Source organism: Modestobacter italicus, assembly GCF_000306785.1.
In the GTDB taxonomy this organism is placed as follows: domain Bacteria; phylum Actinomycetota; class Actinomycetes; order Mycobacteriales; family Geodermatophilaceae; genus Modestobacter; species Modestobacter italicus.
In genome coordinates, this window is sequence record NC_017955.1 from 2158960 (window position 1) to 2182776 (window position 23817).

The following is a 23817-nucleotide window of genomic DNA, read 5'->3' on the forward strand; positions in this document are numbered from 1 at the left end:
CCGGACGGCGCCGGAGGCCGGTCGGCAGGATCGGGGGGTGACCGCGACCACCCCGTCCGACCCGACCGCGCTGCCCCTCGAGCAGAAGGTGCGGCTGCTCTCCGGCCAGGACTTCTGGTCGACCCCCGCGGTGGCCGAGGCCGGGCTGTCGTCGGTCGTGCTCACCGACGGGCCGCACGGCGTCCGCCGCCAGCAGGGCGAGTTCGACCAGATCGGGCTGCTGGAGAGCGTCCCGGCCACCTGCTTCCCGCCCGCGGTCGCCGTCGGCTCCAGCTGGGACCCCGAGGTGGCCGAGCGGATCGGCGCCGCGGTCGGCGTCGAGGCCCGGGCGATCGGCGTCCCCGTCGTCCTGGGCCCCGGGGTGAACATCAAGCGGTCGCCGCTGTGCGGCCGGAACTTCGAGTACTACTCCGAGGACCCGCTGCTGGCCGGGGTGCTCGGCGCCGCCCACGTGCGCGGCCAGCAGGGCGAGGGCGTCGGCGCGTCGGTGAAGCACTTCGCGGCCAACAACCAGGAGACCCAGCGCATGCAGGTCAGCGCGGACGTCGACGAGCGGACGCTGCGGGAGGTCTACCTGCCCGCCTTCGAACGGGTGGTCACCGAGTCGCGGCCGGCCACGGTCATGTGCGCCTACAACAAGGTCAACGGCGTCTACGCCTCGCAGCACCGGTGGCTGCTGACCGAGGTGCTCCGCGAGGAGTGGGGCTTCCGCGGCGCGGTCGTCTCCGACTGGGGCGCGGTCGACGACCGGGTGGCCGCGCTCGAGGCGGGGCTGGACCTGCAGATGCCCGGTGACTCCGGCGCCGGCAACGCCCTGGTCGTCGAGGCGGTCCGGGCCGGGGTGCTCGACGAGGCGGTCGTCGACCGCAGCGTCCGCCGGGTGGCCGCCCTCGCCGGGCTCGTCGCCGAGCCGACCGCGGGCTTCGACGTCGAGGCCCACCACGCGCTGGCGCGGGAGCTCGCCGCCGGCTGCGCCGTGCTGCTCAAGAACGACGGCGGCACCCTGCCGCTGACCGCCGGCACCCGGATCACGGTGGTGGGCGAGTTCGCTCGCACCCCGCGCTTCCAGGGCGGCGGCAGCTCGCACGTCAACGCCACCCGGGTCGACGACGCGCTCACCGCCCTGCAGGGCGCCGTGGAGGTGACCTTCGCGCCGGGCTTCACCCTCGACGGCTCCGGGGACGCGGCGGCGCTGCGCGAGGAGGCGGTCGCCGCCGCCCGCGGTGCCGAGGTCACCGTGGTGTTCGCCGGGCTGGCCGAGGCCGACGAGTCCGAGGGCTTCGACCGCACGACGCTGGACCTGCCCGCCGGCCAGGTCGACCTCATCCGCGCGGTGGCCGCGGTCAGCCTGCGCACCGTCGTCGTCCTCTCCTCCGGCAGCGTCGTCTCGCTGGAGGGCTGGCACGACGACGTCGACGCCGTGCTGGCCGGCTTCCTGCTCGGCCAGGCCGGCGGCGGCGCGCTCGCCGACCTGCTCACCGGCGCGGTCGACCCGTCGGGCCGGCTGGCCGAGACCATCCCGCTCCGGCTGCAGGACACCCCCAGCTACCTGACCTTCCCCGGCGAGCAGGGGCACGCCCGCTACGGCGAGGGCGTGATGGTGGGCTACCGGCACTACGAGACCGCCGAGCAGCCGGTGCGGTACCCGTTCGGGCACGGGCTGAGCTACACCTCGTTCGCGACCACCGACCTGCAGGTCCGCACCCGCGGCGCCGACGGCGCGACGGCCACCGTGACGGTGACCAACACCGGGGAGCGCGCCGGCCGGCACGTCGTCCAGGTCTACGTCGCCACCGCCGCCGGCCCGGTCCGCCGCCCGGCCCGGGAGCTGCGGGCGTTCACCAAGGTGTCGCTGGCGGCCGGGGAGTCGGCCACGGTGGCGTTCGAGCTGGACCGGCGGGCCTTCGCCTACTGGGACGTCCGCGAGCACGACTGGGTCGTCGCGCCGGGGGAGTACTCGGTGCAGATCGGTGCCAGCGCCGCCGACGTCCTGGACCAGCGCACGGTGACGCTGGCCGGTGACGACCTCGTGCCGGAGCTGACCCTGCAGTCCTCGGTCGCCGAGTGGTTCGCGCACCCGGTGGCCGGCCCGCAGCTGCTGGCGGGCTTCGTGGCGGCCATGCCCGACGGGGCCGCCGAGATGCACGAGGGCATGCTGCAGATGATCGGGTCGATGCCGATGCGCCGGTTCGCCGCCGACTTCGGGTCGGCTGTCCCCGCCGCCGAGCTCGACCGGCTGATGGCGGCGGCGCGGGCCGCCCGGTGACCCGCTACGTCGCCCTGGGCAGCTCGTTCGCTGCCGGCCCCGGGGTCGAGCCGATCGTGCACGCCGGCTGCGGCCGGTCGGGTCGGAACTACCCGGCCCTCGTCGCCGAGCGGCTGGGGTACGACCTGGTCGACGTCACCTCCGGGGGCGCGGCCGTCGCCGACGTGCTGGACCGGCCGCAGGCGCTGCTGACCGGCCGGACCGTGCCGCCCCAGCTGCAGGCGCTCGGGCCGGACGCCGACCTGGTCACGCTGACCGTCGGCGGCAACGACGTCGAGTACCTGCTCACCCTGCTGCGCTGCTCCTACCGCGCCGACCCGGCCGGTGCGCCGGAGGCGGCCGGGGCGTTCTTCGCGACACCGATCGACCCGTCGGCCGTCGACGCGGCGCTGGCCGCGCTGCCCGCCCGGCTGGCCGGGCTGGTGGACGCCGTCCGGCAGCGGGCCCCGCAGGCCCGGGTCGTGCTGGTCGACTACCTGACCGTGGTGCCCGGGCAGGCCACCCCGGCGTTCCCGATGAGCGAGGAGCACCGGGTGCTCTGCGCCGGGATCGGCCGGCGGCTGGAGGAGGCGACCGCGGCCGCGGCCCGGGACACCGGGGCCGAGCTGGTGGCCGCCTCCGCGCTCTCCCGGGACCACGCCGTCGGCTCCGCCGACCCGTGGGCCACCGGCTGGGAGTTCGGCGACCTGCTGGCCGGCGGCGTGGCGCCGTACCACCCCAACGCCGCCGGCATGCGCGCCGTCGCCGACGCCCTCGTCGCCCACCTCGGCTGAGGTCAGGCCCGCAGCGACGCCTCGTCGTCCCGGTCCGTCGTCCCCAGCGTGGTGGCGGGCTGGTCGGCGACCAGGGTGACCGGCGGGACGACGGGCAGGTCCTCCTCGCGCTCCACCGCCTCGCCGCGGGCCACCATGCCGGCCACGTCGGACAGCGGGACCTCGCGCAGCGCGAACGCCAGCAGCAGCGCCACCACCAGGATCGGCACCAGGTACCAGAACACCGGTGCCAGGGCGTCGGCGTAGGCGTCGACGATCGCGGTGCGCAGCGGCTCCCCGGCCGCCTGCACGGCCGAGGGCACCAGGGTGTCCGGTGAGGTGATGCCGGCCTGCACCGCCTGCTCGGCGTTGCCGGACAGCGCCGAGGTCAGGCTGTCGGCCAGCCGGCTGGTGAACAGCGTGCCGAACACCGCGACGCCGAGGGTGGCGCCGACCTCGCGGAAGTAGTTGTTCGTCGACGTCGCGGTCCCGATCTGCCCCGCCGGGACCGCGTTCTGGGCGGCCAGCACGACGTTCTGCATGATCAGCCCCAGGCCCGCGCCGAGCACGAAGAACATCGCGCCGACGGTCCACAGCGAGGTGCCGCCGGCCAGCGTGGTCAGCCACAGCACCGCCGCCAGGATCAGCGCGACCCCGGCGACGGTGAACACCTTGTACCGGCCGGTCCGCTGGATGAAGCCGGCCGAGCCCTGGATGGTGAGGATGATCCCGGCGGTCATCGGCAGCATGAGCAGGCCGGAGTTCGCCGCCGACAGCCCGGAGCTCATCTGCAGGTAGGTCGGCATGAACGCGATCGCTGCGAACATGCCCAGGCCCACCGCCATGCCCAGCGCCGTGGCGACGACGAAGGTCGGGTTGCGGAACAGCGACAGCGGCACGATCGGCTCGGCCGCGCGCCGCTCGACCAGCACGAACGCCACCACCGAGACGACGAACGCGGCGACGAACAGCAGCGTCCGCGGCGCGCCCCAGCCGTCGCTGCCGCCGAGGTCGGTGAACAGGACGAGCGAGGTGGTGGTCGCCGACAGCGCGACGATGCCGGCGTAGTCCAGCGGTGTGCTGCTGCGCTTGCGCGGCAGGGTGAGGGTGGTCCAGCCGATGCCGAACGCGATCAGCCCGACCGGCACGTTGACCCAGAAGCACCACTGCCAGCCCAGCGCCGCGGAGTCGGTGAAGAAGCCGCCGACCAGCGGACCGGCCACCGCGGAGAGCCCGAACAGCGCACCGATCGGGCCCATGTACTTCGCCCGCTCCCGGGCCGGGACGATGTCGGCGATGATCGCCTGGGACAGGATCATCAGCCCGCCACCGCCCAGGCCCTGCACGCCGCGCCAGACCACCAGCCACCCGAAGGACGGCGCCAGCGCGGCTCCGAGGCTGGCCAGGGTGAACAGCCCGATCGCGACCAGGAACAGGTTGCGGCGGCCCCACAGGTCGCCGAACTTGCCGTAGACCGGCATGACCAGGGTGGTCGCCAGCAGGTAGGCGGTGGTCATCCACGCCATGTGCGAGACGCCGCCGAGGTCGCCGACGATCGTCGGCATGGCGGTCGAGACGATCGTCTGGTCCAGCGCCGCCATGAGCATCCCGGCGAGCAGCGCCGAGAAGATGAGGTTGATCCGGCGCCGGGTCAGCACGATGACGGGTGCGCCGGTGTCGGCGGTGGGGCCCTGCATGGGGGGTGCTCCTCAGTCGTACGACGGCGCCGCGGGTGCGCGGAGCCGGGGGTGCGTCAGCCGGGGGTGCGTCAGCCGGGCAGGCCGGCGGCGACCGCGTCCCAGGCCTCGTCGACGAGGCCTGGGAGGGAGGCGGTGAAGTCGCTGGCCGACCAGCGGTGCAGCGAGGTGCGCATCGCCGCGCCCGCCACGCCGGCCAGCAGCATCGGGAGGGCGTCGGCGTCCACCCGGGTGCCGGTGCGCTCGGCGATGGCGGTCGCCAGCGCCCGGTCGGACTCGCTGAACGCCGCGGCGAGCTTGGCCACCAGCGTCGGGTTGGTCTCGACGACCTGCAGGCGCAGCGGCCACAGCTGCGGGTCCTCGGCCATCCGGGTGGCCGCCGCCCGCGCGATCGCCCGCATCGCCTCGACCGGGGACTCCTCCGCCGGACGCGCGGTGAACGCAGCCGCCTGTTCCGCCGGGAAGGCCGGGTCCAGGCCGACGACCGCGTCGTCCTTGGAGGCGAAGTAGTTGAAGAACGTGCGCGGTGAGACGTCGGCCCGGGCGGCGATGTCGTCGACCGACACCCGGTCCAGCCCGCGCTCGGCCACCAGCCGCAGCGCCGCCTCGTGCAGCGCCAGCCGGGTGGCGGTCTTCTTGCGCTCGCGCAGCCCGGACGTCATGCGCTCATCGTCGGCCAAACGTGCAGGAACTGCAAACATGCGCGCGCTGCACGGCGCGTCGGGTCAGCCGGTCGGTCTGTCGAGGGCATCGGCGACCCCGACCGCGGTCATCCTCGACCAGGTGTCGCCGACGTGGTGGGCCAGCACCATGAGGTCGCGCAGCTCGCCGTCCCGGCCGCGGATCTGGTCGCGCAGCAGGGCCTCGCCGGTGAAGCCCAGCCCGGTGAACAGCGCGAGCGCCGGTCCCTGGTCGGGCACCACCTCGACGACCAGCTTCCGCAGCCCCGCCCCGACCGCCTGCACCAGCGCGTGCCGGGCCAGGTCGCGGCCCAGGCCGGTGCCTCGCGCCGCCGGCGCCACCACCAGGCGCACCTCGCCGACGTGGTCCGACCAGCCGGTCAGCGGCAGCACCGCGACGTAGCCGCGCACCGCGCCGTCGTCCGCGACGGCCACCCAGCGCCAGCCGCCGGACGGCTCGGTGGCCCAGCCGCGCACGGTGGCCGGGTCGCCGAGGTCCTCCTTGATGAACGTGCGGTCGCCCTCGGGCAGGTCGCGGGCGAAGGCCACCAGGGCGTCGCCGTGCTCGGGCGAGAGCGGGACGACGGTCACCGCTGCGCCCGGCCGACGTCGTCGCTGCGCCGGCGCAGGAAGTCGATGATCGTGGGCACGGTGGTGCGGGCCGCCGTCCGGCCGACGACCAGCCCCATGTGCCCGGCGTCCAGCGCCAGCTCGTGCTTGTCCGCCGAGCCGACCAGGTCGATGAGCGGGGCCGTCGCGGCGGTGGGCACGATGTGGTCGCGGGTGGCCCGGACGGTGAGGAAGGGCAGTGTCACGTCCCGCAGGTGCACGGTGTCCCCGCCCACGACGAGCCGGTCGGTGAGCATCCCGTTGTCCCGCAGCAGCATCTGCACCGCCTGCCGGGCCGCGGCGCCGGGGAGGGGCACGTGGTCGTCCGACCAACCGGTCATCGCCTGGTAGGCGGCCACGTACTCGTCGTTCCAGAGCCGCTCCCACAGCGTCACGTACCGGGTCACCTCGGCGGTGGGGGTCAGCGCCTTGAAACCCTGCCGGACCACCTGCGGGGGCACGTTGCCCGCGCTGTCGACCACGTCGTCGACCTCCAGCCCACCGGAGGCGAAGACGTCGGCGAGTGGGCCGAGGTGCCGGAAGTCGACCGGGGTGGCCAGGACGGTGAGACTGCGCACCGGGGCGTCGGGGTGGTGCGCGGCGTACAGCAGCGCGAGGTCCCCGCCGAAGCAGTAGCCGACCACGGTGAGCTCGTCGGTCCCGGAGCGCTCGAGCAGCCGGGCGACGGCGGCCGGGAGGTAGTCGTCGACGTAGTCCTCGAGCTGGTTGTGCGCGTCCCGCTCGTCGGGCTCGCCCCAGTCGAGCAGGTACACGTCGAACCCCGCCGCCAGCAGCTGCTCCACGAAGCTGTTGCCCGGGGTCAGGTCCAGGATGTAGCTGCGGCTGATCAGGCTGAACACGATCAGCAGCGGCGGGAAGTGCCGGACGTCGTCGTTGCGGTAGTGCCACAGCTGCGTGCGGCCCCGCTGCCAGACGACGTCCTTCGGGGTCAGCCCGACGCCCGGGCGGTCCCCGGCGACCAGCCGGATGCCGTTGCGCGCCCGCAGGGCGTTGCGCTCGACGTCGCGCCGGACGCGGTCCAGCACCGCCTGGGGGTCAGGCACGCTCGGCACGGGGCTCCTCGGCGTCCGGACCAGGGGCAGCGGGGGAGGGCGGTGCGGGCCGGCGCCGTTCGAGCTCCAGCTGCACGGTCAGCCGGCGGACCTCCCGGTCCAGCGCGCCGATCTGGGTCCGCAGCCGGCTCACGTCGCTGCCGGCGGGCAGGTTCAGCAGGTGCCAGGCGCGGGCGGTGACGCCCTCGGCCGAGCTGCGCGCCAGCGCCTGGGCCCGCCGGAGCACGGCGGCGCCGACGGCGAAGGACGGCGTGCGGACCAGCCGGTCGGCGTGCGGGGTGACCCGGCGCTCGGCGGCGTCGTAGGCCTGCCGCCACAGCGGCGGGTCCGTCACCGGGCGCCCACCCCGGCGGGCACCTCCACCGCGCGGCGCAGGATCTTGCCGGTCGGGCCCTTGGGCAGCGCGTCGACCAGCCAGACGTGCCGCGGGTACTTGTAGGCCGCCACCCGCGCCTTGACGAACTCGCGCAGCTCGTCGGGGTCGGCGCTGGCGCCCGGCTTCAGGGCGACCGCCACGGCGACCTCCTCGCCGAGGTCGGGGTGGGCGATGCCGATGCAGGCGACCTCGGCCACCGCGGGGTGCTCGTAGAGCGCCTCCTCGATCTCCCGCGGGTAGACGTTGTAGCCGCCGCGGATGATCATCTCCTTCTTGCGGTCGACGATGGCGTAGTAGCCGTCCTCGTCGACCCGGGCCAGGTCACCGGAGCGGAACCAGCCGTCGGGGATGGCCTGCGCGGTGTCCTCGGGGCGCTGCCAGTAGCCCTTCATCACGTTCTCGCCGCGGATCGCGATCTCGCCGACCTCCCCGGGGGCGACGTCCCTGCCCTCGTCGTCGACCAGGCGCAGCTCCACACCGCGGATCGGCGTGCCGATGGTGCCCGGCTTGCGCTCGGCGTGCGGGTGGTTGAACGAGGCCACCGGCGAGGTCTCGGAGAGCCCGTAGCCCTCCAGCACGATGCAGCCGAAGGTCTCCTCGAACGACCGCATCACCTCCACCGGCATGGCCGACCCGCCGGACACGCACAGCCGCAGGCTCGACACGTCGTGGTCGTCCCGGTCGGGCGCGTGCAGCATCGCGGAGAACATCGTCGGCACGCCCTCGAACACGGTCACCCGGTCGCGCTGGACCACCGACAGCGCCTTGCTGCCGTCGAAGCGGGGGATGAGCGTCAGGCAGGAGCCCGCCATCACCCCGGCGTTGAGCGAGCAGGTCAACCCGAAGACGTGGAACAGCGGCAGGCAGCCCATGATGACGTCGTCCGGGCCGGCCTCGAGCAGGGTCTCCTCGGTGGTGCGGGCGTTGCTGGTCAGCCCGGCGTGGGTCAGCTCCGCGCCCTTGGGCTTCCCGGTGGTGCCGGAGGTGTACAGGATCACCGCGGTGTCGCCGTCGGCCCGCTCGACCGGGGCGGTGACCTCGCCGGCCGGGCCCATCAGCTCCTCGGGCAGCGCGGCGCCGACGGTCACCGCCTCGATGCCGACGGTGCCGGCCGCCTCGGCCGCCGGCTGCGCCGAGGGCTCGACGGCCACCACCAGCCGGGCGCCGGAGTCGGTCAGGTAGTACTCGATCTCCCGGGCCTTGAGCAGCGGGTTCATCGGCACCACCACCGCCCCGGCCAGCAGCGCCCCGTAGAACACCACCGGGAACGACAGCACGTTGGGCAGGACCATGCCCACCCGGTCGCCGGGCTCGACGCCGCGGGCCTGCAGCCCCGCGGCCACCCGGGAGGCGGCGTCGCGGAACTCGGCGTAGGTCAGGGACGCGTCGTCCATCCGCAGCGCGGGGTGGTCCCCGTGCCGCTCCGCTGTGTCGAGCAGGTGCTGTGCCAGGTTGCTCATCGTCGAGCCCTCCCGTCGTGGACCAGCCCCCCGCCTACCCGGCTCGGGCAGTGATCTACCGCACAGGCCGGATACGGTGCGCAGGTGCCGTCCGGCAGCGGGCCGGACGCGTCGGCGGAGGAGCTGGCCCGTGGCCGAACGCAGGATCCTGGACATGTTCTCCCTCGACGGGCGCGTGGCGATCGTGACCGGGGCGTCCTCGGGGCTGGGGGCGGTGTTCGCCCGCACCCTGGCCGAGGCCGGGGCCGACGTCGTGCTCGCCGCCCGGCGCGAGGACCGGCTGGCCGGCACCCGGGAGGCCGTCGAACGGGCCGGCCGCCGCGCGGTCACCGTCCGCACGGACGTGTCCCGGCCCGAGGACTGCCAGGCGCTGGTGGACACGGCCATGGCGGAGTTCGGCAAGGTCGACGTGCTGGTGAACAACGCCGGTGTCGGCACCGCCGTCCCGGCCACCCGGGAGACGCCCGAGCAGTTCCGCTCGGTGATCGACGTCAACCTCAACGGCTGCTACTGGATGGCCCAGGCCTGCGGCCGGGTGATGCAGCCGGGCAGCTCCATCGTCAACATCTCCAGCATCCTGGGGCTGACCACGGCCGGGCTGCCGCAGGCCGCCTACGCCGCCAGCAAGGCCGGGCTGATCGGCCTGACCCGCGACCTGGCCCAGCAGTGGACCGGCCGCAAGGGCATCCGGGTCAACGCCCTCGCCCCCGGGTTCTTCGCCTCGGAGATGACCGACTCCTACGCGGAGGGCTACCTCGAGTCGCAGATGGGCCGGGTGCTGATGAACCGGCCCGGCGATCCCGAGGAGCTGGCCGCGGCGCTGGTCTTCCTGGTCAGCGACGCCGGCGGCTACGTCACCGGCACCACCCTGCCGGTCGAGGGCGGCCTGCTCACCAGCTGAGCGGCCGCCGCAGACTGGGCGCGCGAGCCCACCGGTCGGCGGGGGCGGCGGAGGGAGCTGGACGATGACGGGACCGGTCGGGAGCAGCCGGACGGTGGACCTGGATGGGCCGGTGCACGTCGTCGACCACGGCGGTGCCGCCGACGGGCCGACCGTCGTCCTGGTGCACGGGCTCGGCGGCTCGCACCTGAACTGGGACCTGTTCGCCCCGCTGCTCACCCCGCACGCCCGGGTGCTGGCGCTGGACCTGCCCGGCTTCGGCCGCACCGAGCCCGGCACCCGGCGGGCCACCGTCGAGGCCAACGTGGCGGTGCTGGACCGCTTCCTGCGCGAGGTCGCCGGGACCCCGGTGGTCCTGGTGGGCAACTCGATGGGCGGGATGATCTCGGTCCTGACCGCGGCCGCCGCGCCGCACCTGGTCCGCGCCCTGGTGCTGCTCGACCCCGCCGTCCCCGGCCCGCTCCGGCGGCCCGACCCGCTGGTCGGGCTGACCTTCGCCACGTACGCGGTGCCCGGGCTGGGGGAGTACGCCCTGCGGGCGCGGCGGACGCGGGCCGGGGCGCGCACCCAGGTGCTCGACCTGCTCCGGCTCTGCGGCGTCGACCCGGCCACCGTCCCCGCGCCGCTGGTCGACCGCTCGGTCGCCCTGCTGGAGGAGCGGCGCGACGTCCTCGGCATGGACCGGGCGTTCCTGGCCGCGGCCCGCTCGCTGCTGCGGGTGCTCGCCGACCCGCGCCGCTACCGGCAGGCGATGGCCGCCGTCGGCGTGCCGGTGCTGCTGGTGCACGGCGACCGGGACCGGCTGGTGCCGGTGGCCAACGCCCGGGACGTCGCCGCCCGCAACCCCCGCTGGCGCTACGTCGAGCTGCCCGGCGTCGGGCACACCCCGCAGCTGCAGGTGCCCGACGAGCTGGCCGGCGTCGTGCTCGGCTGGCTCGCCGACCTGCCGCCGGTGCCCGCGGCCGGCTGACGACCTCAGCCGCGGGCGGCGTCCAGCTCGGCGCGGGTGGGCGGGTCGGCCCCGACCCGGGTGCAGGCCAGCGCGGCGACCAGCGCGGCGTCGGCCACGATCGGGTCGAGCGCGTCGTCGGTGAGCTGCTCCAGCGCCGCGCGGTCGGTGACGCCGGAGCGGAGCAGGCCGGAGAGGAAGCCGGCGGCCAGCGAGTCGCCGGCGCCCACGGTGTCCACGACCTGCACGGTCGGCGGGGTCACGTTCCACACCTGGCCGCCGGACGGTACCACCCGCAGCGGCGCGCCGCCGTCGGTGAGCAGCACCACGGCCGGCCCCCGCTCGGCCCAGCGGCGGGCCGCGTCGTCGAGGTCGGTGGTCCCCGGCTCCAGCCAGGCGAGGTCCTCGGAGCTGACCTTCACCACGTCGGCGGCGGCGACCAGCCGGTCGAGCCGAGCGCGGACGTCGGCGGCGGTGTTGCCGAACCCCTCGGCCAGCATCGGCCGGATGTTGGGGTCGACGCTGACCAGCGCGTCGCCGCCGGCCCTCAGCCGCTCGACCAGCGCCGCGATCGGCTCGCAGCCCGGCGCCGTCCAGCTGGAGATCGACCCGACGTGCACCGCCCGGGAGTCCGGTGACCAGCCGGCCGCGAGCTCGGCGTCGGTCCACTGCCAGTCGGCCGCGCCGAGGACGTGGAACCCGTAGTCGGCGGAGCCGTCCGCGGCCAGCCCGACGACGGCCAGGCTGACCGGGTCGCCGGAGTCCACCGCGCCGGAGAGGTCGACCCCGGACAGCTCGGCGTGCCGGCGCAGGTTGCCCGCCAGCGGCCCGCGACCGAACCGCGCCATCAGCCGCACCGGCTGACCGAGCCGGCCGGCCGCCACCGCGACGTTGAGCGCGTTGCCGCCGGGCCGGGCGACGTACCGCGGGGCGGTGCCCTCCGGCCCCGCGTCGGCCGACCGGTCGGGGATGAGGTCGACGACCAGCTCGCCCAGCACGGTGAGGACGGCGGGAGCGCTGCGGTGCGACGTCGGGGAGACCACACCGGGAGCCTGCCAGGAACACAACCGGCGCGACGCGCCATGGGCGAGGATCGGTGCATGACCTCCGCGCCCCCTGCCCTCGCCGTCACCGGGTCGACCGGGCGGCTCGGGGGCCGGATCGCCCGTCGGCTCGCCGCGGCCGGTGTCCCGCAGCGCCTCGTCGTCCGCGATCCGGCCCGGGCGCCGCAGCTGCCCGGCTGCAGCGTCGCGACGGCGTCCTACGACGACGGGCCGGCGGTGCGGGCGGCGCTCACCGGGCTGTCGACCGTGCTGATGGTGTCGGCGGCCGAGCACCCCGACCGGCTCGCCCAGCACCGCACCTTCGTCGACGCGGCAGCCGACGCCGGGGTCGAGCACCTGGTCTACGTCTCCTTCGTCGGCGCCGCGCCGGACGCGACCTTCACGCTGGCCCGCGACCACTGGGCCACCGAGGAGCACATCCGCAGCCGCGGGCTGCCGGCGACCTTCCTGCGGGACTCGCTCTACGCCGACTTCTTCCCCTTCCTCACCGGCGAGGACGGCGTGATCCGCGGACCGGCCGGGGACGGCCGGGTCGCCGCGGTGGCCCAGGACGACGTCGCCGACGTCGCCGTGGCGGTGCTCCGCGACCCGGCCGCGCACGCCGGGGCGACCTACGACCTCACCGGCCCGGCGGCGCTCACCCTGGCCGAGGTCGCCGAGACGATCACCGCGGTCAGCGGGCGGCCGGTGAGCTACACCGCGGAGACCCTCGAGGAGGCCTACGCCTCCCGCGCGGGGTACGGGGAGCCGCGCTGGCAGGTGGACGCCTGGGTCTCCACGTACACCGCCATCGCCGCGGGCGAGATGGCGACGGTGAGCACCGCCGTCGCCGACCTCACCGGTCACCCCGCCCAGACCCTCGCGGAGGTGCTGAGGACCCCGCCCCGGTGAGCACGGCAGGATGGGCGGCGTGACCCGCGCGCCGCACCTGGCCAGCCGCCTGCAGGGCTTCGGGACGACGGTCTTCGCCGAGATGAGCGCGCTGGCGGTGGCCACCGGTTCGATCAACCTGGGCCAGGGCTTCCCCGACCAACCCGGTCCGCCCGAGGTGCTCGACGTCGCCCGCGCGGCGATCGGGACCGCGCACGACCAGTACCCGCCGGGCCCCGGCCAGCTCGACCTGCGCACCGCCGTCGCCGAGCACCAGCAGCGCTTCCGCGGGCTGACCTACGACCCGGCCGACGAGGTGCTGGTCACCGCCGGGGCGACCGAGGCGCTGACCGCCGCGCTGCTCGCGCTGCTCGAGCCCGGTGACGAGGTCGTGCTCTTCGAGCCGATGTACGACAGCTACGCCGCCGCGGTCGCCATGGCCGGCGGCGTGCTCCGCCCGGTGCGGCTCCGCCCGCCGGTGGTCGCCGCCGGCGAGGTGAGCCGCGAGCCCTGGACGTTCGACGAGGCCGACCTGCGCGCGGCGGTCACCCCGCGGGCCCGGCTGCTGCTGCTCAACACCCCGCACAACCCCACCGGCAAGGTCCTCACCGCCGCCGAGCTCGCGCTGCTGGCCGAGGTCGCGCAGGACGCCGACCTGCTGGTGCTCACCGACGAGGTCTACGAGCACCTGGTCTTCAGCGGCGCCGAGCACGTCTCGCCGGCCACGCTGCCGGGGATGCGGGAGCGCACGCTGGTGGTCAGCAGCGGCGGGAAGACGTTCAGCACCACCGGCTGGAAGATCGGCTGGGTCTGCGGCCCGGCGCCGCTGGTCGCCGCCGTCCGCACCGCCAAGCAGTTCCTCACCTACGTCAACGGCGGCCCCTTCCAGCCGGCGATCGCGGCCGGGCTGCGGCTGCCCGACGACTACTTCCGGCACGTCGCGCACGACCTGGAGCAGCACCGCGACCTGCTGGTCACCGGGCTGGCCGAGGCGGGGCTCCCGGTGGTCAGCCCGCAGGCCACCTACTTCGGGACCGTCGACGTCCGGCCGGTGCAGCCCGACGGCGACGGGTGGGCGTTCTGCCGGTCGCTGCCCGAGCGGGCGGGGGTGGTCGCCGTCCCGACCGAGGTGTTCTACGCCCCGGAGCACGCGGCGCTCGGCCGGCACCTGGTGCGGTTCGCGTTCTGCAAGCAGGAAGAGGTCCTCGGCGAGGCCGTGGCCCGGTTGAGGAGGATGCGATGAGGATCGCCGCGGTCCAGCACGACATCGTCTGGGAGGACCGGGACGCCAACTTCGACCGGCTCGCCCCCCAGGTGGCCCGGGCGGTGGGCGCCGGCGCGGAGCTGGTGCTGCTCACCGAGACCTTCTCCACCGGGTTCTCGATGACCCCGGGCATCGGCGAGCCCGAGGGCGGACCGTCGTCGCAGTTCCTCGCCGCCCAGGCGGAGGAGCACGGGGTGTGGGTCGCCGGCACCTGCCCGGAGATCGACACCGACGGCGAGCTGCCCTACAACTCCTTCGTCCTCGCCGGGCCCGACGGCACCGCCCACCGCTACCGCAAGCTGCACCCCTTCGCCTCGGAGCGGGACCGCTTCCGCTCCGGTGAGGGGCCGGTGACGGTGCAGGTCGGCGATCTGCGGGTCACCCCGTTCATCTGCTACGACCTGCGCTTCGCCGACGTGTTCTGGCAGGCCGGCCCGGGCACCGACGTCTTCCTGGTGCCGGCGAACTGGCCCAGCGCGCGCCGGCACCACTGGACGACGCTGCTGCAGGCCCGGGCCATCGAGAACCAGGCGTACGTGGTCGGCGGCAACCGGGTGGGCACCGCCGGCGACGGCACCGAGCACGCCGGCGACAGCCGGATCGTCAGCCCGATGGGCGAGCTGCTGGCCACCGCCTCGGGCGTGGAGACGATCGTGCTGGCCGACGTCGACCCCGCCGAGGTGGCCGCCACCCGCGACCGGTTCCGCTTCTTGGCGGACCGGCGCAGCTGATCAGCGGTCGGGCAGCACCCGGCCGCGCAGCCGGCCGCCGCTCCAGCGCAGCGGCGGTTCACCCAGCGCGGCCCGGGCCCCGCGGCCGGAGGTGCCGAAGCTGGTCAGGTAGTGGTCCCAGAGCTGCTCCTGCGTCCGGAGCAGCCGGGCGAGCCGGTCGGTCATGCACCGAGCCTGGCCGTCCGGCCGCCCGGCGTCCATGGCCGGAGCGGCGTCCTCCGCGTCTTCCTGCCAGCCGGGTCAGCGGGCAGCCAGCCGTCAGAAGTTGCCGCGGAGCTCCTGCTCGCGCTCGATCGCCTGGAACAGGGCCTTGAAGTTGCCGATCCCGAAGCCCAGGGAGCCGTGCCGCTCGATGAGCTCGAAGAACACCGTCGGCCGGTCGCCGAGGGGCTTGGTGAAGATCTGCAGCAGGTAGCCGTCCTCGTCCCGGTCGACGAGGATGCCGCGCTGCTGCAGCTCCTCGATCGGCACCCGGACCTCGCCGATCCGGGCCCGCAGCGCCGGGTCGGAGTAGTAGGAGTCCGGCGTGGCGAGGAAGACGACGCCCTCGGCGCGCAGCGCGTCGACGGTCCCGATGATGTCGTTGGTGGCCAGCGCGACGTGCTGGGCGCCGGGGCCGCCGTAGTACTCCAGGTACTCGTCGATCTGCGACTTCTTCTTGCCCACGGCCGGCTCGTTGAGCGGGAACTTGACCCGGTGGTTGCCGTTGGACACCACCTTGCTCATCAGCGCGGAGTAGTCGGTGGCGATGTCCTCGCCGACGAACTCGGCCATGTCGGTGAACCCCATGACCCGGTGGTAGAAGGCCACCCAGCGGTCCATCGCGCCGAGCTCGACGTTGCCCACCACGTGGTCGATGGCCTGGAACAGCCGCTTGGGGGCACCCGGGCGGGGCACGAAGGACGACGTCCGGGCGACGAAGCCGGGCAGGTAGGGGCCGGAGTACCGGGACCGGTCGACCAGGGTGTGCCGGGTGTCGCCGTAGGTGGCGATCGCGGCCAGCCGCACGGTGCCGTGCTCGTCGGTCAGGTCGTGCGGCTCGGTGAGCACGGTCGCGCCGGCGGCCCGGGCGTGCGCGATGCAGACGTCGACGTCCGGGACGCTCAGCGCGATGTCGGCGATGCCGTCGCCGTGCCGGCGGTGGTGGTCGGCCAGCGGGCTGGCCGGGTCGTAGGCGCCGGTGACGACGAACCGCGCGGCGCCGCTGGTGAGCACGTAGGCGTGGTGGTCCCGGTTGCCGGTCTCCGGGCCGGAGTAGGCGACGAGCTGCATGCCGTAGGCGGACTGGAAGAAGTGCGCGGCCTGGGTGGCGTTGCCGACGACCCAGACCAGCGCGTCCCAGCCGCTGACCGGGAAGGGGTCCCGCGACGGGTCGTGCTCGACGAGTCCGACCAGCTGCTGGAGCTGCTCCAGGCTCAGCTCGGCCAGCTTCTCGTCGTCGGTGAGGGTCTGCTCGATGCTCACGGCGCGCCTCCTCGGGTCGGGGTGGGGAGAGCGCACCGCACCGGCTCCCTGCTGCGCAACGAGCCGGGCAGGGGATGGGCAACCGGTACACCCCGCACGGTCGGCCCGCCCCATTACTGTGCAGATCGACCAGTTGTGACCGCGATCACCCAGGAGGCCCCGATGACGACCGACGGGGCGCGGCTGGACACCCTGGACCTGGCGCTGCTCCGGGCGCTGACCGAGCACCCGAAGGCCGGGGCGCTGGAGCTGTCCCGCCGGCTCGGCGTGGCCCGCGGCACCGTGCAGGCCCGGCTGCAGCGGCTGGAGGACACCGGCGTGGTCACCGGCTACGGCCCGGACGTCGACCTGGCCGCCGCCGGCTTCGGCGTCCAGGCGTTCGTCACGCTGGAGATCGCGCAGGGGGCGCTGGAGGACCTGACCGCGGAGCTGGCGGCGATGCCCGGTGTGCTGGAGGCGCACGCGACCACCGGGTCCGGCGACGTGCTGTGCCGGGTGGCGGCCCGGTCGCACGGCGACCTGCAGCGGACCCTGCTGCAGCTGGGCCGGTCCGGCTCGGTGGTCCGGTCGACGAGCGTGGTCGCGCTGTCGGAGCTGGTGCCGCTGCGCACGCTGCCGCTGCTGGCCTCCGAGGAGGCACCCCCGGCCCGCGCCCCGGGGCACCGCGGCGGGTGATCCGCCGCCGCCCGGCACGGACCGGCGGGAGGCTGGGAGGATGGGGGCGATCGGCCCCGGCACGGGGCCGAGGACGTCGAGATGTGCAGGAGTCGCAGGATGCCCCAGGGCACGGTCAAGTGGTTCAACGCCGAGAAGGGGTTCGGGTTCATCGAGCCCGACGACGGCGGGCAGGACGTGTTCGCGCACTTCTCCGCGATCGCCGACGACGGGGGCTACCGCAGCCTCGACGAGGGGCAGCGGGTCGAGTTCACCGCCAGCCCGGGTGACCGCGGGCTGCAGGCCGACTCCGTCCAGCCGCTGGGCGGCGGTGGCGGGCGCGCGCCGGCCCGCGACGACCGGGCCCGCCGGGACGACCGCCGCCGGGCCCGCCCGCCGGGCGGCGGCTGCGACGGCGCCGGGGGCGTCTCCGAGGGCGCCAAGGGCTTCGTTGCTCATCGAGAACGACTAGGGGGGCATCGACGTGTTCGTGCACTTCTCCGCGATCGCCGACGACGGCGGGTACCGCAGCCTCGACGAGGGCCAGCGGGTCGAGTACTCCGCCAGCCCCGGCCAGCGCGGCATGCAGGCCGACCACGTCCAGCCCCTGGGCGGCGGCGGTGGGCCGGTCTTCGGCCCGCGACGACCGCCGGCAGAGCGCCCCGCGCGACCGGGACCGGGCACCCCGGGCCCCGCGCGGCGGTGGCGGCGGTGGTGGCGGCGGCGGGCAGGGCACCGTGCGCTTCTTCAACGCCGAGAAGGGCTTCGGGTTCATCGAGCCCGACGACGGCGGCGACGACGTGTTCGTGCACTACTCGGCGATCGCCGACCGCGGCGGCTACCGCAGCCTCGACGAGGGCCAGCGGGTCGAGTACACCGCCAGCGCCGGCCAGAAGGGCCTGCAGGCCGACTCGGTCGACCCGCTCTGACCCGAGGGTGACGGTCGCGGTCGGGACCTCCGGCTGGAGCTACGACCACTGGGACGGCGTGCTCTACCCCCCGGGCACGCCGCCCCGGGACCGGCTGGCGCACTACGTGCGGCGCTTCGACACCGTCGAGCTCAACGCCAGCTTCTACCGCTGGCCGCGGACGGCGGCGTTCGCGAGCTGGCGGCGCCGGCTGCCCCCGGGCTTCGGCCTGTCGGTCAAGGCGCCGCGGGGGCTGACCCATGCCAAGCGGCTGTACGCCCCGGAGGTCTGGGTCGACCGGCTGGTCGCCTGCTGGCACGAGCTCGGCGACCGGCGCGCCGTGCTGCTGGTCCAGCTGCACCCCGCGCACGCCCGGGACGACGCCCGGCTGGACTGGTTCCTCGGCCTGCTGCCCGGCTGGATGCGGGTGGCGGTGGAGTTCCGGCACCCCAGCTGGCACGCCGAGGCGGTGTACGCCCTGCTCGAGCGGCACGGCGCCGCCTACACCGTGATGAGCGGCGCCGGCCTGCCGTGCGTGCTGCGGGCCACGGCCCCCTTCGTCTACGTGCGGCTGCACGGCCCGGACCGCGACCACCTCTACGCCGGCTCCTACCCGACCGACGACCTGCGCTGGTGGGCCGACCGGGTCCGCGAGTGGTCGGCGTCCGGCCGGGACGTGTACGTCTACTTCAACAACGACGGCTACGGCCACGCCGTCCGCAACGCCGACGAGCTCCGCGCCCTGCTGTCGTCCCAGGCATAGGAACCAATACACCCGGTCGGGAGGCCGGAACCGGGGGTGAAGGTTCCTATGCCTGTGGCAGCTCCAGAGTGCGCGCCAGCGGGACGCCGGGGCGGTAGGCCAGGTGCAGCCAGGACGGCGCGTCGACGACGGCGAGGTCGGCCCGGGCGCCGACGCCCAGGTGCCCGACGTCGGTCCGCCGCAGGGCCGCCGCACCGCCCGCGGTCGCCGACCACAGCGCCTCGGCCGGGGTCATCGCCATCTCCCGGACGGCGAGGGCCAGGCAGAACGCCATCGACGAGGTGTAGCAGCTGCCCGGGTTGCAGTCGGTGGCCAGCGCGACGGTCACCCCGGCGGACAGCAGCCGCCGGGCGTCCGGGTAGGGCGACCGGGTGGAGAACTCGACGCCGGGCAGCAGCGTGGCCACGGTGCGCCCGCCGGCGAGCCCGTCGACGTCGGCGGCGGTCAAATGCGTGCAGTGGTCGGCGCTGGCCGCGCCGAGCTCCACCGCCAGCCGCACGCCGGGCCCGGCGGTGAGCTGGTTGGCGTGCACCCGCAGCTCCAGCCCGGCGGCCCGGCCGGCGGTCAGCACCGCGCGGGCCTCGTCGCCGTCGAAGGCGTGCGGTGACCCGGGCTCGCAGAAGACGTCGACCCACCGGGCGTGCGGCGTGCAGGCGGCGAGCATCGGGCCGGTGACCAGCGCCAGGTAGCCGGCCCGGTCGGCCCCCGGCGGGACGACGTGCGCCCCGAGGAACGTCGTCTCCGGGGTGACCTCCGCGGCCAGCCGCAGGCTGCGGGCCTCGTCGGCGACGGTGAGCCCGTAGCCGCTCTTGACCTCGACGGTCGTCGTCCCCTGGGCGCGCATCTCCGCGACCAGCGACCGCAGCCGGGCCCGCAGCTGGGCGTCGGTCGCCGCCCGGGTCGCCGCGACGGTGGAGGCGATGCCGCCGCCGTCGTACCGGGCGCCGGTCATCCGCGCCGAGAACTCCGCGGCCCGGTCGCCGGCGAAGACAAGGTGCGCGTGGCTGTCGACGAACCCGGGCACCACCGCGCGGCCGGCCAGGTCGACCCGCCGGTCGGCGTCCGGTGCGGCCACGGCCGGCCCCACCCAGGCGACGGCGCCGTCGGCGACGACGAGCGCCGCGTCGGTCAGCGTGCCCAGCGGCCCGGGCCCGAGCGCCGGGTCGTTGGTGACCAGCTCGCCGATCCCGGTGACCACTGTGCTCACCGCAACGCCCCGATCGCCGCGGCCAGCAGCGCGCCGACGTCGCCGAGCACGTGCCGGCCCTCGGCGACCACGACCCGGCCGCCGACGACGACGGTGGTCACGTCCGCGGCGGCGGCGACCAGCGGCAGCTCGCCCGGCGCGCAGCCGGCGGTGCGCACCGAGTCCCGCCGGACGGCGACCAGGTCGGCCCGCTGCCCGACGGCGATCCGCCCGGCGTCCGGCCAGCCCAGCGCCCGGTGACCGGCCGAGGTCAGCGCGGTGACCAGCGCCGCGGGCGGGAAGCAGCCGCGCTCACCGCCGGCCAGCCGCTGCCCGGCCTCCAGCGCCTGCGCCTCCCCGAGCAGGTCGCCGCGGACGTGCTGGTCGCTGCCCAGGCACAGCGGCACCCCGGCGTCGGCCAGCCGGCGGAACGGGCCGATCCCGTCGGCCAGGTCGGCCTCCGTGCTCGGGCAGGCGCAGACCCCGGTGCCCGTGGCGGCCAGCGTGGCGACGTCGTCGTCGGTGAGGTGGACGGCGTGCACGGCGATGGTGTCCGGGCCCAGCACGCCGTGCTCGGCGAGCAGCGCGGTCGGCGTCCGGCTGGTCGCGGCCAGCACGGCCTCGTTCTCCGCGGGCTGCTCGGACAGGTGCACGTGCAGCGGCCGGCCCTGCGCGGCGGCGGCCACGGTGGCCAGCTGGTCGGCCGGGACGGCGCGGGCCGAGTGCACCGCCGCGCCGATCCGCAGCCCCTCGCGCGCCGGCAGGGCGGCCACCCGGGCGGCCCAGGCGTCGGCGTCCCCGTCGGAGAAGCGCTGCTGCACGCCCTGCAGTGGGGCGCCGTCCGGGCCGCCGGCGAGGTAGCAGGTGTCGAGCAGGGTGAGCCGCACCCCGGCGTCGGCCGCGGCCTGGACCAGCGCCTCGCTCATCGCGTTCGGGTCGGCGTAGCGCCCGCCGCCGGCCGGGTGGTGCAGGTAGGAGAACTCCCCGACGCAGGTCACCCCGGCCAGCGCCAGCTCGGCGTAGGTGGCCCGGGCCAGCGCCAGGTACGAGTCCGGGTCCAGCCGGGCGGCGACGGCGTACATCTGCTCCCGCCAGGTCCAGAAGCTGCCGCCCTCCCCGCCGGTGCGCCCGCGCAGCGCGCGGTGGAAGGCGTGCGAGTGCGCGTCGGCGAGACCGGGGAGCACCAGCCCGCCGAGCCGCTCGTCCCCGGGCCGGGCGGCGGCGACCTCGACCGAGGTGATGACGCCCCCGGCCGTCGTCACCCGCACGCCGTCGGTCGGTGCGTCGAGCCACGCGGACGCGCACCAGAAGCTGCTCACGCCAGCTCCTGCACCACGCGCGCCAGCGCGGCGACCCCGGCCAGGCAGTCGGCCTCCTCGGCGTGTTCGGCGGGGGAGTGCGAGACCCCGGTCGGGTTGCGGACGAACAGCATCGCGGTCGGCACCCCGGCGGCGGCGAGGATGCCGGCGTCGTGGCCGGCGCCGGTCGGCAGCACCGGCGCCGGGACGCCGTCCGTGCCGAGCGCGCCGGCCAGCCGGTCCCGCAGCCCGGCGTCGAAGACGGTCGGCCCGGTCCAGGACTCCTCGACGGGGTGACCCGGCGGCGGCCCCGACCTCGGCGACCACGGCCCGCACGTCGGCCTCGTCGCCGCGGGCGTCCAGCCAGGCGGTCACCGACGAGGGGATCGCGTTGACCCCGTTGGGGGCGACGGCGAGCTTGCCGATGGTGGCCACCGTGCCGGCCCGCTCGGCCGCCGCCCGCGCCTCCTGCACGGCGGCGGCCAGGGCGAGCATCGGGTCGTCGCGGTCGGCCATCCGGGTGGTGCCGGCGTGGTCGGCCCGGCCCCGCAGGTCCAGCCGCCAGCGGCCGTGCGACCAGATCGACGAGGCCACCCCGACCGCCGCGCCGGTGTCCACCAGCGCCCGGCCCTGCTCGACGTGCAGCTCGACGAAGGTGCCGATCCGGGCGATCGTCTCGTCGTCCCGGCCGACGGCGTCGACGTCCAGCGAGCCGCGCATCGCCTCGCCCATCGACGTGCCGTCGGCGTCGGTCAGCGCGCGGGCCCGGTCGGCGTCCAGCGCCCCGGTGAGCAGCTTGGACCCCGCACACGCGACGCCGAAGCGGGCGCCCTCCTCGTCGCCGAAGCACGCGATGCCCAGCGGGCGCGCCGGGGCCTGACCAGCAGCGCGCAGCAGGTCCAGCGCCGCGAAGGCGGACACCACCCCGAGCGGGCCGTCGAACGCGCCGCCGTCCGGCACCGAGTCCAGGTGGCTGCCGAGCACCAGCCCGGGCCCGTGCGCGTCCGGGTCCGCCGTCCAGGCCCACAGGTTCCCGGCCCGGTCGCCGACGACGTCCATCCCGCGGGCCGCAGCCTGCCCGGTGAACCATTCCCGCAGGACGGCGTCGGTGCCGGTCCACGCGAACCGCCGGTACCCGCCGGTGGACGCGCGCCCCACCTCGGCCAGCTCCGCCCACATCCCGGTGAAGGTCACGGGAGCTCGGACATCGGCACCCGGATGCCCTGCTCGGCGGCGACCTCGGCGGCGCGGTCGTAGCCGGCGTCCACGTGCCGCAGCACGCCGGTGCCGGGGTCGTTGCTGAGCACCCGGGCCAGCTTCTGCGCGGCCAGCGGCGTCCCGTCGGCGACGCTCACCTGCCCGGCGTGCAGCGACCGGCCGATGCCCACCCCGCCACCGTGGTGGATCGACACCCAGGTGGCGCCCGACGCGGTGTTCACCAGCGCGTTGAGCAGCGGCCAGTCGGCGATCGCGTCGGAGCCGTCGGCCATCGCCTCGGTCTCCCGGTACGGGGAGGCCACCGAGCCGGTGTCCAGGTGGTCGCGACCGATGACCACCGGCGCGGAGAGCTCGCCGCTGGCGACCATCTCGTTGAACCGCAGCCCGGCGACGTCCCGCTCACCCTGCCCGAGCCAGCAGATCCGCGCCGGCAGTCCCTGGAAGGCGACCTTCTCCTGCGCCGCCCGGATCCAGCGCTGCAGCCGGTCGTTGTCCGGGAACAGCTCGAGCACCGCCCGGTCGGTGGCGGCGATGTCGGCCGGGTCGCCGGACAGCGCCGCCCAGCGGAACGGGCCCTTGCCCTCGCAGAACAGCGGCCGGATGTAGGCCGGCACGAACCCCGGGAAGGCGAAGGCGCGGGAGTACCCGCCCTGCCGGGCCTCGTCGCGGATCGAGTTGCCGTAGTCGAACACCTCGGCGCCGGCGTCGAGGAAGCCGACCATCGCCTCGACGTGCCGGGCCATCGACTCCCGCGCCCGGTCGGTGAACTCCTCCGGCTTGGCCGCCGCGTAGTCGTGCCAGTCGGCGGGATCGACCCCGACCGGCAGGTAGGACAGCGGGTCGTGCGCAGACGTCTGGTCGGTGACGACGTCGACCTCCACCCTGCGGCGGAGCAGCTCGGGGAACACGGTGGCCGCGTTGCCGACCAGCCCGACCGACAGCGCCCGCCGGTCTGCCTTGGCGGCCAGGCAGCGGCGGACGGCGTCGTCCAGGTCGTCGGCCACCTCGTCGAGGTACCGGTGCTCGACCCGGCGGCGCAGCCGCGTCCCGTCGACGTCGACCACCAGGCACACCCCGCCGTTGAGGGTGACCGCGAGCGGCTGCGCGCCGCCCATGCCGCCGCAGCCACCGGTGAGCGTCAGCGTGCCGGCCAGCGTGCCGCCGAACCGCTTGTCCGCGACCGCGGCGAAGGTCTCGTAGGTGCCCTGCAGGATGCCCTGGGTGCCGATGTAGATCCACGACCCGGCGGTCATCTGGCCGTACATGGTCAGCCCGAGCTGCTCCAGCCGGCGGAACTCCGGCCAGGTCGCCCAGTCGCCGACCAGGTTGGAGTTGGCGATCAGCACCCGCGGCGCCCACTCGTGCGTGCGCAGCACGCCCACCGGGCGCCCGGACTGCACGAGCATCGTCTCGTCCTCGCGCAGGTCGGTGAGCGTGCGCACCATCGCGTCGAAGCTGCGCCAGTCCCGCGCCGCCCGCCCGGTGCCGCCGTAGACGACCAGGTCGTCGGGGCGCTCGGCGACCTCGGGGTCGAGGTTGTTCTGCAGCATCCGCAGCGGCGCCTCGGTCTGCCAGCTGCGGGCGGTGAGCGTCGTCCCGCGGGGGGATCGGACCGGTCGTGCGCCGTCCATGAG

At 75.5% G+C, this 23817-nt stretch carries 22 protein-coding genes and 2 pseudogenes; 12 read left to right on the top strand and 12 right to left on the bottom strand.

The genetic code is table 11. The annotated features are described in order from the left end of the window. Positions 1-37: 37 nt before the first annotated feature. Together MODMU_RS10600 and MODMU_RS10605 are read left to right on the top strand one after the other, a co-directional pair. Complete coding sequence (locus MODMU_RS10600) at positions 38-2266, top strand: glycoside hydrolase family 3 C-terminal domain-containing protein (RefSeq protein ID WP_014740229.1); 2229 nt, start codon at positions 38-40, stop codon at positions 2264-2266. Next, the gene (locus MODMU_RS10605; RefSeq protein ID WP_014740230.1) at positions 2263-3039 is read left to right on the top strand and encodes an SGNH/GDSL hydrolase family protein; all 777 of its coding nucleotides are present in this window, start codon (positions 2263-2265) and stop codon (positions 3037-3039) included. Before MODMU_RS10600 ends, MODMU_RS10605 begins: the two co-directional genes overlap by 4 nt. Before the next feature lie 2 nt (positions 3040-3041). Here MODMU_RS10605 and MODMU_RS10610 read toward each other — a convergent pair whose 3' ends face one another. The 6 genes from MODMU_RS10610 to MODMU_RS10635 all read right to left on the bottom strand — a co-directional run bounded on the left by MODMU_RS10610 (position 3042) and on the right by MODMU_RS10635 (position 8913). Then, a complete protein-coding gene (locus tag MODMU_RS10610) occupies positions 3042-4715 on the bottom strand; it encodes an MDR family MFS transporter (protein WP_014740231.1) in 1674 nt (557 codons plus the stop codon). A 71-nt stretch (positions 4716-4786) separates the two neighbouring features. After that, complete coding sequence (locus tag MODMU_RS10615) at positions 4787-5377, bottom strand: TetR/AcrR family transcriptional regulator (protein WP_014740232.1); 591 nt, start codon at positions 5375-5377, stop codon at positions 4787-4789. 63 nt (positions 5378-5440) lie between these two features. Continuing rightward, entirely contained in the window at positions 5441-5986 is a 546-nt protein-coding gene (locus tag MODMU_RS10620; RefSeq protein WP_014740233.1) for a GNAT family N-acetyltransferase, read from the bottom strand. Further along, positions 5983-7068, bottom strand: coding sequence for an alpha/beta fold hydrolase (locus MODMU_RS10625; protein ID WP_014740234.1), 1086 nt, complete (start codon positions 7066-7068; stop codon positions 5983-5985). The genes MODMU_RS10620 and MODMU_RS10625 overlap by 4 nt, the downstream gene beginning before the upstream one ends. Beyond that, complete coding sequence (locus tag MODMU_RS10630) at positions 7061-7411, bottom strand: hypothetical protein (RefSeq protein WP_014740235.1); 351 nt, start codon at positions 7409-7411, stop codon at positions 7061-7063. Before MODMU_RS10630 ends, MODMU_RS10625 begins: the two co-directional genes overlap by 8 nt. After that, complete coding sequence (locus tag MODMU_RS10635) at positions 7408-8913, bottom strand: long-chain-fatty-acid--CoA ligase (protein WP_014740236.1); 1506 nt, start codon at positions 8911-8913, stop codon at positions 7408-7410. Before MODMU_RS10635 ends, MODMU_RS10630 begins: the two co-directional genes overlap by 4 nt. Before the next feature lie 130 nt (positions 8914-9043). Between MODMU_RS10635 and MODMU_RS10640 the strand changes: the two genes are divergently transcribed. Both MODMU_RS10640 and MODMU_RS10645 read left to right on the top strand, forming a co-directional pair. Continuing rightward, positions 9044-9814, top strand: coding sequence for an SDR family NAD(P)-dependent oxidoreductase (locus MODMU_RS10640; RefSeq protein WP_197537403.1), 771 nt, complete (start codon positions 9044-9046; stop codon positions 9812-9814). Positions 9815-9878: 64 nt separating this feature from the next. Beyond that, positions 9879-10784 (top strand): alpha/beta fold hydrolase, encoded by a 906-nt coding sequence (locus tag MODMU_RS10645; RefSeq protein ID WP_051143969.1) that lies wholly within the window; start codon positions 9879-9881, stop codon positions 10782-10784. A gap of 5 nt (positions 10785-10789) precedes the next feature. On the opposite strand, the gene MODMU_RS10650 is transcribed toward MODMU_RS10645, so the two are convergent. Beyond that, on the bottom strand, positions 10790-11806 hold the full coding sequence (locus tag MODMU_RS10650; protein WP_014740239.1) for a PfkB family carbohydrate kinase: 1017 nt from the start codon (positions 11804-11806) through the stop codon (positions 10790-10792). A 57-nt stretch (positions 11807-11863) separates the two neighbouring features. Here MODMU_RS10650 and MODMU_RS10655 point away from each other — a divergent pair, with 57 nt between their 5' ends. The 3 genes from MODMU_RS10655 to MODMU_RS10665 are packed head-to-tail and all read left to right on the top strand — an operon-like array spanning position 11864 to position 14692. After that, positions 11864-12718: an SDR family oxidoreductase gene (locus tag MODMU_RS10655; protein WP_014740240.1), complete on the top strand. Its 855-nt coding sequence runs from the start codon at positions 11864-11866 to the stop codon at positions 12716-12718. Positions 12719-12728: 10 nt separating this feature from the next. Beyond that, complete coding sequence (locus MODMU_RS10660) at positions 12729-13940, top strand: pyridoxal phosphate-dependent aminotransferase (RefSeq protein ID WP_041795167.1); 1212 nt, start codon at positions 12729-12731, stop codon at positions 13938-13940. Continuing rightward, the gene (locus tag MODMU_RS10665; RefSeq protein WP_014740242.1) at positions 13937-14692 is read left to right on the top strand and encodes a nitrilase-related carbon-nitrogen hydrolase; all 756 of its coding nucleotides are present in this window, start codon (positions 13937-13939) and stop codon (positions 14690-14692) included. The genes MODMU_RS10660 and MODMU_RS10665 overlap by 4 nt, the downstream gene beginning before the upstream one ends. Here the strand turns inward: MODMU_RS10665 and MODMU_RS10670 are convergent, their stop codons facing one another. Beyond that, complete coding sequence (locus tag MODMU_RS10670; RefSeq protein ID WP_014740243.1) at positions 14693-14857, bottom strand: hypothetical protein; 165 nt, start codon at positions 14855-14857, stop codon at positions 14693-14695. Between the two features lie 93 nt (positions 14858-14950). Beyond that, positions 14951-16156, bottom strand: a complete 1206-nt coding sequence (gene hppD / locus MODMU_RS10675; protein WP_014740244.1) for a 4-hydroxyphenylpyruvate dioxygenase — start codon at positions 16154-16156, stop codon at positions 14951-14953. Positions 16157-16318: 162 nt separating this feature from the next. Between hppD and MODMU_RS10680 the strand changes: the two genes are divergently transcribed. The 5 genes and pseudogenes from MODMU_RS10680 (at position 16319) to MODMU_RS10695 (ending at position 18481) form a co-directional block, all read left to right on the top strand. After that, the gene (locus tag MODMU_RS10680) at positions 16319-16831 is read left to right on the top strand and encodes an Lrp/AsnC family transcriptional regulator (protein ID WP_041796440.1); all 513 of its coding nucleotides are present in this window, start codon (positions 16319-16321) and stop codon (positions 16829-16831) included. 99 nt (positions 16832-16930) lie between these two features. Next, positions 16931-17119, top strand: a pseudogene (locus MODMU_RS27625) (cold-shock protein); the annotation flags it as partial. A gap of 175 nt (positions 17120-17294) precedes the next feature. Further along, positions 17295-17405, top strand: a pseudogene (locus MODMU_RS27630) (cold-shock protein); the annotation flags it as partial. Between the two features lie 25 nt (positions 17406-17430). After that, positions 17431-17739, top strand: coding sequence for a cold-shock protein (locus MODMU_RS30305; RefSeq protein ID WP_166503449.1), 309 nt, complete (start codon positions 17431-17433; stop codon positions 17737-17739). Between the two features lie 7 nt (positions 17740-17746). Next, on the top strand, positions 17747-18481 hold the full coding sequence (locus tag MODMU_RS10695; RefSeq protein WP_014740246.1) for a DUF72 domain-containing protein: 735 nt from the start codon (positions 17747-17749) through the stop codon (positions 18479-18481). Between the two features lie 46 nt (positions 18482-18527). Here MODMU_RS10695 and hutI read toward each other — a convergent pair whose 3' ends face one another. From hutI to hutU, 3 genes are read right to left on the bottom strand one after another with little or no spacing between them, the layout of a single operon-like run. Continuing rightward, the gene (hutI, locus tag MODMU_RS10700) at positions 18528-19688 is read right to left on the bottom strand and encodes an imidazolonepropionase (RefSeq protein ID WP_041795171.1); all 1161 of its coding nucleotides are present in this window, start codon (positions 19686-19688) and stop codon (positions 18528-18530) included. Further along, entirely contained in the window at positions 19685-22159 is a 2475-nt protein-coding gene (locus MODMU_RS29050) for a formimidoylglutamate deiminase (protein WP_014740248.1), read from the bottom strand. Before MODMU_RS29050 ends, hutI begins: the two co-directional genes overlap by 4 nt. Next, positions 22156-23814: a urocanate hydratase gene (gene hutU / locus MODMU_RS10710; protein WP_014740249.1), complete on the bottom strand. Its 1659-nt coding sequence runs from the start codon at positions 23812-23814 to the stop codon at positions 22156-22158. Before hutU ends, MODMU_RS29050 begins: the two co-directional genes overlap by 4 nt. Positions 23815-23817: the final 3 nt, after the last annotated feature.

Bases quoted from the DNA above. Each gene is read 5' to 3' on its own strand.
- MODMU_RS10645 (WP_051143969.1), top strand. From the start codon at position 9,879: ATGACGGGACCGGTCGGGAGCAGCCGGACGGTGGACCTGGATGGGCCG.
- MODMU_RS10610 (WP_014740231.1), bottom strand. From the start codon at position 4,715: ATGCAGGGCCCCACCGCCGACACCGGCGCACCCGTCATCGTGCTGACC.
- MODMU_RS10680 (WP_041796440.1), top strand. From the start codon at position 16,319: ATGACGACCGACGGGGCGCGGCTGGACACCCTGGACCTGGCGCTGCTC.
- hutU (WP_014740249.1), bottom strand. From the start codon at position 23,814: ATGGACGGCGCACGACCGGTCCGATCCCCCCGCGGGACGACGCTCACC.
- MODMU_RS10665 (WP_014740242.1), top strand. From the start codon at position 13,937: ATGAGGATCGCCGCGGTCCAGCACGACATCGTCTGGGAGGACCGGGAC.
- MODMU_RS10635 (WP_014740236.1), bottom strand. From the start codon at position 8,913: ATGAGCAACCTGGCACAGCACCTGCTCGACACAGCGGAGCGGCACGGG.
- MODMU_RS10660 (WP_041795167.1), top strand. From the start codon at position 12,729: ATGGGCGGCGTGACCCGCGCGCCGCACCTGGCCAGCCGCCTGCAGGGC.
- MODMU_RS10670 (WP_014740243.1), bottom strand. From the start codon at position 14,857: ATGACCGACCGGCTCGCCCGGCTGCTCCGGACGCAGGAGCAGCTCTGG.
- MODMU_RS10655 (WP_014740240.1), top strand. From the start codon at position 11,864: ATGACCTCCGCGCCCCCTGCCCTCGCCGTCACCGGGTCGACCGGGCGG.
- MODMU_RS10615 (WP_014740232.1), bottom strand. From the start codon at position 5,377: ATGACGTCCGGGCTGCGCGAGCGCAAGAAGACCGCCACCCGGCTGGCG.